14 protein-coding genes and 2 pseudogenes are annotated in these 13088 nt (G+C 63.5%); 5 read left to right on the top strand and 11 right to left on the bottom strand.

The genetic code is table 11. The annotated features are described in order from the left end of the window. Positions 1 to 382 precede the first annotated feature (382 nt). Positions 383 to 766, top strand: a complete 384-nt coding sequence (locus K8M09_RS17950) for a M41 family metallopeptidase (protein WP_051795987.1) — start codon at positions 383 to 385, stop codon at positions 764 to 766. Between the two features lie 211 nt (positions 767 to 977). On the opposite strand, the gene K8M09_RS17955 is transcribed toward K8M09_RS17950, so the two are convergent. The 4 genes from K8M09_RS17955 to K8M09_RS17970 all read right to left on the bottom strand — a co-directional run bounded on the left by K8M09_RS17955 (position 978) and on the right by K8M09_RS17970 (position 4137). Further along, entirely contained in the window at positions 978 to 1664 is a 687-nt protein-coding gene (locus K8M09_RS17955) for a YoaK family protein (RefSeq protein WP_035219792.1), read from the bottom strand. A gap of 120 nt (positions 1665 to 1784) precedes the next feature. Then, the gene (locus K8M09_RS17960; protein ID WP_035219791.1) at positions 1785 to 3149 is read right to left on the bottom strand and encodes a sensor histidine kinase; all 1365 of its coding nucleotides are present in this window, start codon (positions 3147 to 3149) and stop codon (positions 1785 to 1787) included. Next, complete coding sequence (locus tag K8M09_RS17965) at positions 3146 to 3805, bottom strand: response regulator transcription factor (RefSeq protein WP_117371557.1); 660 nt, start codon at positions 3803 to 3805, stop codon at positions 3146 to 3148. The genes K8M09_RS17960 and K8M09_RS17965 overlap by 4 nt, the downstream gene beginning before the upstream one ends. After that, positions 3805 to 4137, bottom strand: coding sequence for a PepSY domain-containing protein (locus tag K8M09_RS17970; RefSeq protein ID WP_035219790.1), 333 nt, complete (start codon positions 4135 to 4137; stop codon positions 3805 to 3807). The genes K8M09_RS17965 and K8M09_RS17970 overlap by 1 nt, the downstream gene beginning before the upstream one ends. 129 nt (positions 4138 to 4266) lie before the next feature. On the opposite strand from K8M09_RS17970, the gene K8M09_RS17975 reads away from it, so the two are divergent. The 4 genes and pseudogenes from K8M09_RS17975 (at position 4267) to K8M09_RS17990 (ending at position 7072) form a co-directional block, all read left to right on the top strand. Beyond that, a complete protein-coding gene (locus tag K8M09_RS17975) occupies positions 4267 to 4545 on the top strand; it encodes a PepSY domain-containing protein (protein ID WP_035219788.1) in 279 nt (92 codons plus the stop codon). Then, entirely contained in the window at positions 4542 to 5096 is a 555-nt protein-coding gene (locus K8M09_RS17980) for a cytochrome b/b6 domain-containing protein (RefSeq protein ID WP_051795984.1), read from the top strand. The genes K8M09_RS17975 and K8M09_RS17980 overlap by 4 nt, the downstream gene beginning before the upstream one ends. A 95-nt stretch (positions 5097 to 5191) precedes the next feature. Continuing rightward, positions 5192 to 5383, top strand: a pseudogene (locus tag K8M09_RS17985) (VIT1/CCC1 transporter family protein); the annotation flags it as partial. Then, positions 5323 to 7072: pseudogene (locus K8M09_RS17990) on the top strand (heavy metal translocating P-type ATPase). The pseudogenes K8M09_RS17985 and K8M09_RS17990, both read left to right, overlap by 61 nt. Before the next feature lie 21 nt (positions 7073 to 7093). Here K8M09_RS17990 and K8M09_RS17995 read toward each other — a convergent pair. The 7 genes from K8M09_RS17995 to K8M09_RS18025 all read right to left on the bottom strand — a co-directional run bounded on the left by K8M09_RS17995 (position 7094) and on the right by K8M09_RS18025 (position 13069). Beyond that, the gene (locus K8M09_RS17995) at positions 7094 to 7819 is read right to left on the bottom strand and encodes a universal stress protein (protein ID WP_117371526.1); all 726 of its coding nucleotides are present in this window, start codon (positions 7817 to 7819) and stop codon (positions 7094 to 7096) included. A gap of 109 nt (positions 7820 to 7928) precedes the next feature. After that, positions 7929 to 9044, bottom strand: a complete 1116-nt coding sequence (locus K8M09_RS18000; protein WP_117371525.1) for an acetate/propionate family kinase — start codon at positions 9042 to 9044, stop codon at positions 7929 to 7931. Next, on the bottom strand, positions 9041 to 9970 hold the full coding sequence (locus K8M09_RS18005; RefSeq protein ID WP_160788090.1) for a bifunctional enoyl-CoA hydratase/phosphate acetyltransferase: 930 nt from the start codon (positions 9968 to 9970) through the stop codon (positions 9041 to 9043). The genes K8M09_RS18000 and K8M09_RS18005 overlap by 4 nt, the downstream gene beginning before the upstream one ends. A gap of 385 nt (positions 9971 to 10355) precedes the next feature. Then, on the bottom strand, positions 10356 to 11084 hold the full coding sequence (gene arsH, locus K8M09_RS18010; protein WP_160788094.1) for an arsenical resistance protein ArsH: 729 nt from the start codon (positions 11082 to 11084) through the stop codon (positions 10356 to 10358). After that, a complete protein-coding gene (gene arsC, locus K8M09_RS18015; RefSeq protein ID WP_035219779.1) occupies positions 11059 to 11481 on the bottom strand; it encodes an arsenate reductase (glutaredoxin) in 423 nt (140 codons plus the stop codon). Before arsC ends, arsH begins: the two co-directional genes overlap by 26 nt. A gap of 2 nt (positions 11482 to 11483) precedes the next feature. Next, complete coding sequence (gene arsB, locus K8M09_RS18020; RefSeq protein WP_160788091.1) at positions 11484 to 12542, bottom strand: ACR3 family arsenite efflux transporter; 1059 nt, start codon at positions 12540 to 12542, stop codon at positions 11484 to 11486. Next, positions 12542 to 13069 (bottom strand): arsenate reductase ArsC, encoded by a 528-nt coding sequence (locus K8M09_RS18025; protein ID WP_160788092.1) that lies wholly within the window; start codon positions 13067 to 13069, stop codon positions 12542 to 12544. Before K8M09_RS18025 ends, arsB begins: the two co-directional genes overlap by 1 nt. Positions 13070 to 13088: the final 19 nt, after the last annotated feature.

Consider the following 13088-nt stretch of genomic DNA (forward strand, 5'->3'; position numbering starts at 1 on the left):
GCCGTGCCTCCTGGTGGTGGCTGGACTTTGGCCAGCTATTCTTGTCAATCGACGTTGTAACGGGACCCCGTATCGGCTTCCAAATTCCATTCAACCCAAGATTTCATATCGCGACAGTTGATGTGGAGAATGCGCCAGAACGTGAGAGGCGCGGATTTGCACGCTAACCTATGGAAATTTATCAAGTTTAATTTCTGATCTCTCTGCTGTTTATTTCATCACAGGTTGCTTAATGTAGGAATTTCTTAACCGCCGTAGCTCCTACGACTTTACTCAGACCATGAAGTCGGCCCGGATCATAGCAACCCACAATTGGTGGGACCGATAGGTTGGAAGATTGCGGGTTTAGGCAAATGCTGATACGCTGGGGTACCGTAAGGACATGCTTGCCATGCTCATGGCGGGGCGCGCCGCCCAGCAGATCGTGGTCGGCAAGGTGTCCGCCGGGTCCGCTGGTTCGGACGAAAGCGGTCTCGCCAGGGCAACGAAGATGGCGCTCGCCATGGAGCGTTCCCTCGGCTTCGGTGCGATTCAGCCGCTGCTCTACCGCGATGACAAGGACCCGACCGCCGTGCTCGACGGTAATCCCGATCTCGCAGCCCGCATCCATGCGGGATTGGAAAGGGCATTTGCGAGGGCGGTCGAAATCATCAGTGAGAACCGCGACAAGCTCGACGCGCTCACCACGGCGCTGTTCGATGCGCAGGCTTTGGATGGCGAGGCGGTGAAGGGGCTGCTCAAATACGGTGATCGTGGGCCAGAATAACAGTAGATTCGGATTTGAATTGTGTTCTTGGGATAGTCGACGGTTGCTATGGCGATGTGTCGGTGCTGGCCGGTATCCGGCTGGGGTAGAGGTATATTTGCGCCTTTATTATGGTCCTTCAGTCTAAAGTTGTGACACTTCAAAGCCGACAGTCTGCTCAATTTGCAAGTGCGCGCCGTCCGGCAGAGCGGGCAGCATTTCTCCATCTGCATTACCGGAGATATCTGATGCTTAGCAGGAGTAGAGGCATCGCCAAAGCGCAGAAGGATAATCCCCCGAGGTGCTGGTATCCAAGAACGCCAAATACGCCACCGAGTGCGAAGAAGACAATCGTGACGAGGTGGAGTTTCAAGCGCAGCACGATGGCCAGCCTGTCGGAGCTGGAATTGTTTCCCAGAAGCATGGCGATGCCCACCCCGATATCGGTTGCTACACCCGAAACGTGGGTCGTTCTTACGCGACTGCCGGAAATCCGCGTCGATGCCGCATTCTGCAATCCCATGGTCAGGCTCAACAGGCCCACCACCAGCACACCATTCGGGGAGCGTGCGCTCAGGGTGATGAAAAGCCCGACAAGCATCAGAAGCGCGGCTTCGACGATCAATGTGAGGGCGTAGATGTTACGACGTAGCTGCCGCTTGCCGACTTCGATGAGACACGAGGCGATGAAGGCACCAAGGATGAACATCACGACGATCGTCAGGAATCCCAGTGCCAGGTCGGACCGGGAGACTGCGAGGAAATCGGAGGCCATCGAGACATTGCCGGTCATGTTGGCTGAGAAATAGCGGTAGCCAAGGTAGCCGGCACTGTTCACGCCGCCTGCGACGAACGCCAGAATTGAAGCCAGCATCAGGTCTGTTGCCGGAGTCCTCTTGTCGCCTTCTTGGATGAGCATTTCGATTTTACATTGCTATGGATGCGGTGGGGAACGAACCGCGTGTCGTTTCTGTAGGGCAGGATGCAACGCCGAAGCGCGAGAGTCGATGGGGGGCGTCCATCTGCGTGACGGTTTGCATCATGTATGAGCGAACAGAAGCTCGGCTTCCAGCCCGCTATCGGCCTTTCTGTTCCGCAGCATAAAACCGATGCGATAGACATCGACGATTTCACGAACGATGGAGAGACCGAGGCCAGAGCCGGGGGATGCCATGTCAAGACGCCAGCCGCGGCGGGTGAGATTGCCGAGTTCTTGCTCCGGCACGCCCGGACCGTCGTCCGAGATCGTCAGACGCAGGCCGTCTTCGTTGCGCTTCCAGCGCACGCGAATTTCGGCCGTCGCCCATTTGACGGCATTTTCGAGCAGGTTGCCGATGAGTTCGCGAAAGTCGGCTGGGTCCATGGGCACGGTCTCGGTGTTTGGGCCGTCGATCTCGAACCGCAGCCGCTCGCCGGAAGGGGAGCGCTTGAGGATGCGCACAAGTTCGCCGACGATCATGGCTACGTCGGCGTCCGAGCGGCGCAGGTCCGCGCTGGCGGCGATGCGGGCAAGCGCCAGTTCCCGTTCCACATGATTACGCATGACGGACGCCAGGTGCTCCAGTTCGTCCGCCATGGCCGCCTCACCCTTGTCGCGCAGAGTGAGGACATCGTTCGAGAGCACCGTCAGCGGCGTGCGCAGGCCGTGGGCGAGGTCGGCCGCGCGCTTCCTCGCCTTGCCCATCATCGCTTCCTGCGTATCCAGAAGCGCATTGACTGCCGCCACGGTGCTCTGGAATTCACTGGGATAGGCGCCGGTCAACTGGTTGGCACGCCGCTCGCGGATGCGCACGATCCCTTCGTTCAGCGCCGCCAGCGGCCGCAGCCCGAGGGTGAGCTGCAGGATCGACGCGACGACGAGGAAGACGCCGAGCCCGGCGACGGCCGGCAGGATGTCGCGGATGAAGGCGGCTCTGGCCTCCTCCAGCGTTTGCGCGTCGATGGCGACCGCGATGCGCAGCGCGCGTTTCCCCTCCGGTGCAGCGACCTGCACGAGCCGCTCGAGGACGATCAATGAACTTCCGGCCGGGCCGGGCAGCAGGTAGCGATGAACCGCGCCCTCGGCGTGCCTGTCCATGGGCAGGGCAAGGGCCGTGTCGAACAGCGACAGCGAGCGGACGGTCTGCCCCCGCGCATCGTCGACGATCTGCCAGTAAAGCCCGCCATAGGGCGTGGCGAAGCGCTGGTCGAGCGGGCTTTCCGGGCGCTGGAGCGTGCCGTCGGCGGCAAAGGACAGCGCGCCGGCCAGCGTGTTGATATGGCTGGTCAGCTCCGCATCGATGCGGTTGCGGATGTTGCTGGAGAAGAGCGAGACCAGCAAGGTGACGGTCAGTGTCAGCGCGAGGCTCACGGTCAACGCGGAAATCAGCAGGAGGCGGCTGCGAATGGAGGTTGGCCATCTCATGCGGCGGCGATCCGGTAGCCGTAGCCGCGGCGCGTCTCGATGAAAGCCTTGCCCAGCTTGCGCCGCAGCCGGCCGATCAGCACCTCCACCGAATTGCTGTCGCGGTCGAAATCCTGGGCGTAGAGCTGCTCGGTCAGTTCCTGCTGGCTGACATGGCGCTCGCGGTTCTGGAGCAGATGGTGCAGGCAGCGATATTCGAGCGGCGTCAGGTCGACCGGCCGGTCCCCAAGCGTCACCGATTTGACGCGCGGGTCCAGGTGTAGGCCGCCGGCGCTGAGGACGGGGCTCGGCTCGCCGGCATAGCGGCGCAGGATAGCGCGCAGGCGGGCGAGGACTTCCGCGATCTGGAAGGGCTTGGCGAGATAGTCGTCCGCCCCGGCATCGATGCCTTCCACGCGCTCTTCCCAATTGCCGCGCGCCGTCAGGATGAGGACGGGGAAGCGGCGCCCGTCCTTGCGCCAGCGTTTCAGGATCGTCATGCCATCCATGGAGGGGAGGCCGAGATCGAGGATGGCGGCGGCGAAATCCTCGCTGTCGCCGCGATACCAGCCGTCTTCGCCGTCGCGGGCATGGTCCACGACATAGCCCGCCCGCTCCAGATGGGCGATGAGATCGCGGGCGATCAGCCGGTCGTCTTCAACGAGCAGGATGCGCATCATTCGTTCTCGACTTCGAGGATCGTGCCGCTCGCTGCGTCGATCTCTATTTCGACGAGCTGCCCTTCGGGCGACAGAACCTTGAATTTGTAGAGGAAGATCCCGTGCTTCCGGCGTGGTTCCACGCGGACGATATCGCCCCGGAAACGCCGGCTGACGATGTCGCGCAACTCGGAAAACGGTTTGATCGCGCCCTTCTCGACCGCCTCCTGAACGGCGTCGAGGGTGCGTCCGTCCGCGTCGTCCCCCTCATCGTCTGCATGAGCGATTGCGCCGGCCGAAAGGAGCCCGGCAAGGGAAAGGGTGATGACGGACATGAAGAGCACACGCATGTTCGAAGCCTAGCACGGCGAGGCTGAAATTTTGCTGACATTTCCCGTCAGCCATCGCTCAGCCACGGCTGCCTATGGTGCGTCCAGCGTCGGGGCAGGGTGCTCCGGCCGGCCACAAGGAGAAATTCCATGAAGACAATTCTTCTCGCAACCGCCCTTCTCGGCCTTTTTGCCGCCGGTGCGGCCCGTGCCGAAGATGAGGGCAAGAGCTGCGACGTGCCGAAGGACAAATGGATGACCGAGGATGCCATGAAGGACAAGGCCAAGGCGATGGGCCTCGACGTCCGGCGGATAAAGGTCGAGAACGGCTGCTACGAAGTCTATGCGATCGATGCCAAGGGCGCCAAGGTCGAGACGATCTTCAATCCGCAGACCGGCGAGCCGGTCGGCTCGGAAGGAGCGGAATGATGGCGCCACTCTCCCGAACCAGCGGGGCGGGGGAAAGCGTCAAGGTGTGGGACCCGCTCGTGCGGGTCTTTCACTGGTCGCTGGTCTGCCTCTTCGTTTTCTCCTTCGTCACCGGCGACGAATGGAAGAAGGCCCATATCCTCTCCGGCTATGCCATCGCCGGGCTGATCGCCTTGCGCCTGGTCTGGGGGCTGCTGGGGCCGCATCACGCCCGCTTCGCCAATTTCCTCTATGCCCCTACGACGATTCTCGCGTTCCTCCGTGACAGCCTCGCCTTCCGCGCCAAGCGGTATCTCGGCCACAATCCGGCGGGGGGCGCCATGGTCGTTCTGTTGCTCGCGGCGGTGTCCGGCATCGTGACCACCGGCTATATGATGACCACGGATGCCTATTGGGGTGTCGGCTGGGTGGAGGATGTCCATAAGGCCCTTGTCTATTCGACCATCGGGCTGGTCGCCCTGCATATCGCCGGCGTTGTTCTAGCCAGCGTCGAGCACCGGGAAAACCTCGTTCGCGCCATGGTGACGGGAAGAAAGCGCCGCGAAGATTGATGTGCTGCCGTCTCTATGGCATACATTTAGAATAATTCTAAATCCATTGCCTGAAGTCGTGTAACCACAGCCGATCTGCTGAAATCGGAGATGCCATGCGCGCCGTCCACAGGGAAAGCCAACTCATCGAACGTATCGGCTGGCTCCGCGCGGCGGTGCTGGGTGCCAATGACGGGCTGATCTCGACGTCGAGCCTCATCGTCGGTGTCGCGGCGGCGACCGCTGCATCGCAGGAAATCCTCGTCGCCGGTGTCGCCGGGCTGGTGGCCGGCGCGATGTCGATGGCGCGGTGCTGTTGACGCTGTTAAGCGTGTCGACGACGCTTGAGCACCAGGCGCTCGGCCGTGCGCGCCGCGCCGTCGAGGCGCTGATGGCGCTTCGTCCCGAAACGGCGTTCCGCTGGCAGGCCGATGGCTCGGTGCTGGAGGTTCCCGCAGCGGAGCTTGTCGTCGGGGATGTCGTGATCCTGCGGCCCGGCGCCCGCGTGCCGGCCGATGGCGTCATCCTGCAGGGACGCGGCGGTATCGACGAGGCCAATATCACCGGTGAATCCATGCCCGTTTCCAAAGAGCCGGGCCAGCAGGTGTTCGAGGCCACCGTCAATCTGGACGGCATTCTGGAAGTGGCGGTCGCAAGAACGATCGGCGACAGCACGATCGCCCGCATGATCCGGCTGGTCACGGAAGCCCAGGAGGCCAAGGCCCCCTCCGAGCGTTTCAGCGCCTGGTTCGGACAGCGCTATATCGTCGCGGTGCTCCTCGGCGCCGCTCTAGCCTTCGCCGTTTTCTACGGGGTGGAGCGCGATTGGGAGCAGGCGCTCTATCGGGCCGCGACGCTGCTGGTCGCGGCCAGCCCCTGTGCGATCGTCATATCGGTGCCTGCAGCGATCCTGTCTGCGCTCTCGGCGGCGCGCTCGAAACACTGGCCGCCGTCGATATCTTCGCCTTCGACAAGACCGGCACCCTCACCAACGGCCGGGCGGCCGTGACGCGGATCGTCGCGCTGGACGCGGACGAATGCGGCTTCCTGTCGTTGCTCGCCGGGCTCGAAGCCCATTCCGAGCATCATGTCGCGGCGGCCATACGCCGGGAGGCGGCTGCACGTGGCATCGCGCCGGCGCATGTCGTGGATGTCAGCGCGCGCCCAAGCGCAGGGATCGTCGGGTCGGATGCGCTTGGTGTCCTCTGGGCCGGCAATCTTCATCTCGTTCGGGACATGGGGGCGTCCGTCGACCACGCCCGGCTTCGGGAACTGACCGACAGCGCCGAGACCGTCGTCTATCTGGGACGTGGACCGACCGTTCTCGGCGCCGTCGGCGTGGCGGACGAGGCGAGGGCGAGCTCGGCCCCGGCGCTCGCCGCGCTGCGGGCCGGCGGCGTGTGCCGCATCGTCATGATGACCGGAGACCGCCGGCCGGTGGCCTTGCGGATCGGCGCGCTGCTCGGCCTTGCTCCCGACGAGATTCATGCCGAAATGCTGCCGCAAGACAAGGTGCGTCATGTGGGGGAACTGGCGGGTGGCGGCACCGTGGCCTTCGTCGGCGACGGTGTCAATGACGCGGCCGCTCTTGCCCGCGCCGATGTCGGCATCGCCATGGGCGCGGCCGGCTCGGAGGTCGCCCTTCAGGCCGCCGATGTCGCCCTCTTGTCGGAAGACATGAAGAAGCTGGCCGATGCGCAGCATCTGGCGCGCCGGACCGCCGCGATCATCCGGCAGAACCTCGTCGTCGCGATCTGCGCCATGCTGGTGCTGGTAACGGGCGGGTTGTTCTTCGATCTGCCTCTGCCTCTGCCTCTGCCGCTGGCGGTGGTCGGACATGAAGGCGGGACCGTGCTCGTGGTCCTCAACGGCTTCCGCTGTTGTCGGATCCGATCCGGCGGCCAGTGGACAGGGCCGCATCCGTCCGTGCGCCGGAGGATGGGTTGGAGACGTCGCCACCGGTTGCGGCCACGTCGTCGGCCGACACGCCGGTGTAGGCGCCGGTCGCGTTCCGCGGATCAACAGGAAAGAAAGCGGGTGCGCGTGTTCTCTTCGAGAAGCAGGCCCGTGATTCCGCCGAACACCCATTCCCGCAGGCGGCTATGACCATAGGCGCCGGTGACGACGATATCGGCGTCGCTTTCGTCGACGAATTGCAGAAAGCCGATCGTTTCGTCGGCGCTTTTGATCATCTGCGGCCTGGCCTTCACATTGTGCCGGGCGAGATAGGAAACGATATCGGAGAGGCTCTGCCTCTCGGCCGGCGCGGGCTCCGGGGAAACGGAGACGACGGCGACGTCATAGGCGACCGAGAGCAGGGGAAGCGCATCCGCAATCGCGCGGCGGGCCTCGCGGGTGTCCTTCCAGCCGATGACGATCTTTCGTGTCGCAATCGTGTCGCAGTCGCTCCCGACCACCAGAAGAGGCCGGCCGGCACGCAGGACGACGGTCGCCGGGTCCGCGCGGTCTCCGGCCGCCATCAGCACCAGATCGGCGACACGGGCGGCCGCCACGACCGCCTCGGTCGGCGCCATCGTTTCGCCGCGCCATTCCGCCTCGATCCTGTTTGCCGCCAGATGGAGGAACGTGGCGCGAGCCTCCTCCATGCGCTCTGCGAGCGTTCCGGCGGCGCAAAGCCCTATGAGCCGAGCACCCGAGCGAGACGCCAGATCGACCGCGGCCTCCGTGATCGGCTCGACCGGCCGCTCGATATCGAGATTGACGAGAATGGATTGATAAAACACGCGTACATTCCTTCCGTTCCAGGCAAGCGGTCGGAAGCATAGCGCCGATAACGCGGCATATATTGATCCTGGTCAAGTGTTGCGCGGGGCCTCGCCATCGAGGACCGGATCAGCCGCCCCGTCCTGCCTCCAGCAATGCCTTGCCGTGGATCGCAAGCATGCGTTCCTCGTTCGCCGGGACGATCAAGGTCCGGAACGGCCGCAGGAATTCCAGCCGGGCGAGGATCGCATCGCGAACCGGTCCCGCATTTTCCCCGACGCCCCCCGTGAAGACGACGGCGTCGAGTCCACCCATGGACACTGCCATCATGGCCGCGAACTGCGCTACCTTCAGGGCAAAATAGTCGAGGGCGAAGCCGGCGCGCGGATCCGCGCTTTCGAGCAGGGCCTTCACGTCGTTGCTGAGGCCGGACAGGCCCTTCAGGCCGGAGCGCTCGTAGAGCGCATGTTCCACATCGTCGATGCCCATGCCGAGATTGCGCAGCATGTAGGTGACCGCGCCGGGATCGATCGCACCGGTGCGGCTCCCCATCGGCAGACCGTCGAGCGCGGTCATGCCCATGGTCGTGTCGACGCTTGCGCCGTCCTTCAGGGCACACAGGCTTGCGCCATTGCCGAGATGCCCGACCACGACCCGGCCGCGCGCAAGATCGGGGTGTTCACTTGCGAGCACGCGGGCAATCCACTCGTAGGACAGGCCGTGGAATCCGTAGCGGCGGATGCCCCGATCCCGCAGCGTCGCATCGACGGCGAAGACCTGGAAGAGCGGTGCATGGCCGGCGTGGAAGGCGGTATCGAAACAGGCGATGTCCGGGGCGTCCGACAGGCGGTCCGACGCCGCGATGCCCGCGAGATTGTAGGGCTGGTGCAATGGCGCGAGGGGCGCCAGCGCCGCAAGCCGATCGAGAATCCCGGGCGTGACGACGACAGGCGCGACGAAATCGGCGCCGCCATGCACGATCCGGTGTACCGTCGCCACCATGCGCCATGCGTCGTCGTATCGGTCGATGAGGTCGATCACCGCGGCCATGGCGGTCTCGTGGTCGTTCGCTGCAAGCGCCCTGTCGACATGGACATCGCTTGCCACGACCGTCGCGCTCAGCCTGGCCTCGGTGCCGATGCCGGTGACCTTGCCCTTGGCGAGCTTGTCGAGTGCCTCATAGCCGAAAACTTCGAATTTCAGGCTCGACGAACCGGTATTGAGAACGAGCAGGACGTCAGTCATTTGATGCGGCCCTTGGCGCGGGCATCCGCGAGGAGGCAGGCAAGCGCGCAGGACAGGAGGCGCGTGCGCTGGTCGTCGGCCCGGCTTGTCAGAACGATGGGGACGCGGGCGCCCAGCACGATGCCGGCCGCCTCAGCGCTGCCAAGAAACGTGAGCTGCTTCGCCAGCATGTTGCCGGCCTCGATATCGGGAACGAGAAGGATGTCAGCATCGCCGGCGACGGCCGATTCTATGCCCTTCTCCCGTGCTGCCTGCGGGCTGATCGCATTGTCGAAGGCAAGCGGCCCGTCGATCAGGCAGCCGGTGATCTGCCGGCGGTCCGCCATCTTGCAGAGTGCTGCGGCGTCGAGGGTCGCCTGCATCTTGGGATTGACCGTTTCCACCGCCGCGAGAGCGGCGACCTTCGGCGCGCGCGCCTCGCCGAACACCACGCGCCAGAGATCGACCGCGTTCTGGACGATATCCGCCTTCACCGCGAGATCGGGCAGGATGTTGACGGCGGCATCGGTGATCATGAACGGTTTCGGATAGGATGCGATGCTCATGAGGTAGCAGTGCGAGATGCGCCGCTCCGTGCGCAGCCCCGCGCCGGCCTTCACGATCTCGCCCAGAAGCTCGTCCGTATGCAGCGAACCCTTCATGAAGGCACCCACATGGCCGCTCGCGGCCAGTTCCGCCGCCTTGGCCGCCGCCGCATGGCTGTGCTCGGTATCGACGATCTCCCACCCCGCGATATCGACCCCGGCCTCTCTGGCCGCGTCGGTTATCCGCGCCGCCGGGCCGATGAGCACCGGCGTTACCAGATCTTCCTGCACCGCCTCGAAGCTGGCGGCAATGACATTGGCCTTTACCGGATGCACGATCGCGATACGGGTGGGCGGCAGCGCACGGCAAAGGGTGAGGATCGCATCTGTCTGTCGGCTCATGGAATGTTTCCCTGGAACTCTATGGAAAGAGCAAACCCTGCGTAGGAACGGTAATCTTCACGATGGTCCCAATGGAGGCAAGAGGTGTTCTACCCCTGTCGCGCCGCGCCATTCTGGTATTTGGCGGATGAACCGTGCCGGGCTCTGGATAAGAAGCGATTGCAACCATGGGCGCTTGGATTTTGATGGTTCCGTTGGTGGGGGCTAACGGGCCGTATTGACCGCAACGGCTGTTGGTCGGCGGGCACACCGGCATGTATGTGATGGCACTTGCGTCTCCCGATCGACGGATTCCAACGTCAAGTTTTGCAAGCGCAGGCTTCGGTCAGCATTCTGGCTGTGGCACGAGGCATGACGTTCGCGCATCCGACATGAGCGAAGCCCTTCAAATCGACCGCAACGATACACGCTTCTCAAGCTCGGCCGCCTGTTCCTTGCGCTCACTGTAGCGGTCGGTGAGGTAGGCGGAGGCGTCGCGCGTGAGGACGGTGAACTTCACCAGCTCCTCACAGACATCCACCACCCGGTCGTAGTAGGACGAGGGCTTCATCCGGCCATCGGCGTCGAACTCCTGATAGGCTTTGGCGACCGAGGATTGGTTCGGGATGGTGACCATCCGCATCCAGCGGCCGAGAATGCGCATCTGGTTCACGGCATTGAAGGACTGGCTGCCGCCCGAGACCTGCATGACGGCGAGGGTTTTGCCCTGCGTCGGCCGGACCGATCCTACCGAGAGTGGAATCCAGTCGATCTGGGACTTCATGATGCCGGTCATCGCGCCATGGCGTTCCGGGCTCACCCAGACCTGCCCTTCCGACCATTGCGAAAGATCGCGCAATTCTTGCACTTTCGGATGACTTACCGGCGCTTCGTCAGGCAGCGGCAGACCCCTTGGGTCAAACATGCGAACCTCACATCCGAGCCGTTCGAGCAGCCGGCGGGCCTCGAATGCGAGCAGGCGGCTATAGGATATCTCGCGCAACGAACCGTAGAGGATCAGGATGCGCGGCCTGTGCGTCGAGAATGCCGGACGCAGGGCGTCGAGATCGGTCGAGTGCAGGTGATCGCCCTGCAATGCGGGAAATGTGTCAGGCAATGCGCTTTCCTTCCTGATCGAGAACCTGTTCACCGTCCTCCTTGAAGAACGGCTCCTTGAAGGTGTCGGGCAGAATGTCGAGTACCGCTTCAGACGGGCGGGCGAGCCGGGTGCCGAGCGGTGTCACGACGAAGGGGCGATTGATCAGGATCGGCGTTGCGATCATCGCGTCGAGCAACTGCTCGTCAGTCAGGTCTGGGTTGTCCAGACCGAGTTCGGCATAAGGCGTGCCTTTCTCGCGAATAGCTTCCCGAACGTTCAAGCCAGCGTCCGCGATCATCGTCGCAAGCTGCTCGCGCGTCGGCGGCTGCTGCAAATACTCGATGACAACAGGTTCGATGCCGGCAGCGCGGATCAGCGCCAGCGTGTTGCGGGACGTCCCGCAGGCGGGGTTGTGATAGATGGTCGCGTCCATGGTCAGTGCTTTTCGGTGGCGGTGGTTCTGGAAACAGCGGGGGCGGCCTCGTACCAGTCCTTCGAACGGTTCACGATCCAGACGACCGAGAGCATGACCGGAACCTCGATGAGAACGCCGACGACGGTGGCGAGTGCCGCGCCGGACTGGAAGCCGAACAGGCTGATGGCGGCGGCAACCGCGAGTTCGAAGAAATTGCTGGCGCCGATCAGAGCCGATGGCCCGGCAACGCAATGCCGCTCGCCGGTCATCCGATTGAGCAGATAAGCGAGCCCGGAGTTCAAATAGACTTGGATCAGGATCGGCACGGCGAGCAAGCCGATGACGGCGGGCTGGGCGATGATCTGCTCGCCCTGAAAAGCGAAGAGCAGAACCAGCGTCGCCAGCAGCGCCACCAGTGAGATCGGCTGCAGCTTCGCCAGCACGCCAGCCAGCCTCCGCGTCGTTCCGTCAGCCGAGAGCCGGCGGCGGATGAACTGTGCGATAATAACGGGCAGGATGATATAGAGGGCGACGGAGAGAACGAGCGTATCCCACGGCACGGTGATGGCGGAGAGGCCGAGCAGCAGGCCGACGATCGGAGCAAAGGCGACGACCATGATGGCATCGTTCAACGCGACCTGAGACAGCGTGAACAATGGCTCCCCGCGCGTCAGGTTGCTCCAGACGAACACCATAGCGGTACAGGGAGCCGCGGCGAGAATGATTAGTCCCGCAATGTAGGAGTCGATCTGGTCGGCAGGCAGGTAGGGGCGGAATAGCCAGCCGATGAAAAGCCAGCCGAGCAGCGCCATGGAGAACGGCTTGACAGCCCAGTTGATGAACAAGGTCACGCCGATACCGCGCCAGTAGGTGCCGACCTGCGCCAGAGACCGGAAATCGATCTTGAGCAGCATCGGAATGATCATCAGCCAGATCAGAATCGCGACGGGAATGTTCACCTTGGCAACCTCGGCCGCGCCGATGATCTGAAAGAGACCGGGCATGAGATGGCCGAGGGCGACACCGGCAATGATGCACAGGAACACCCAGATGGTCAGATAGCGCTCGAACGTGGACATCAGGCGGACTTTCCCTGCGGCGACGTCGCGCCTTCCATCGCACCGATCTGGCGAAGCTTCGTCTCAAGCGCCATGTGATCGATGGATGCCAGCGGCAGGCTGACGAACGCGGCAATCCGGTTCTTGAGGAAACGCGCGGCTTGAGCGAAGGCACGCTGGATCTCGACGTCCGAGCCCGTGACGGCGGCAGGGTCCTCGACACCCCAATGGGCGGTCATCGGATGGCCGATCCAGACCGGGCAGGCTTCACCGGCGGCGCTGTCGCAGACGGTGAAGATGAAATCCATCTGCGGCGCGCCGGGTTCCGCGAATACGTCCCAGCTCTTCGAGGAGAAACCCGTCGATGGATAGCCCAACGCTTCCAGCTCCTTCAGGGCATGCGGATTGACTTCGCCCTTGGGCTGGCTGCCGGCGGAGAAGGCTTTGAATCGTCCGCCGCCCTCCTTGTTGAGGATGGATTCGGCGAGAATAGAACGAGCGGAATTGCCCGTGCAGAGGAACAGCACGTTGTAGGTCTTATCGGTCATGGTCGTGGTCCGTGGTTAG

This window comes from Shinella zoogloeoides, from assembly GCF_020883495.1.
Classification (GTDB): Bacteria; Pseudomonadota; Alphaproteobacteria; order Rhizobiales; family Rhizobiaceae; genus Shinella; species Shinella zoogloeoides.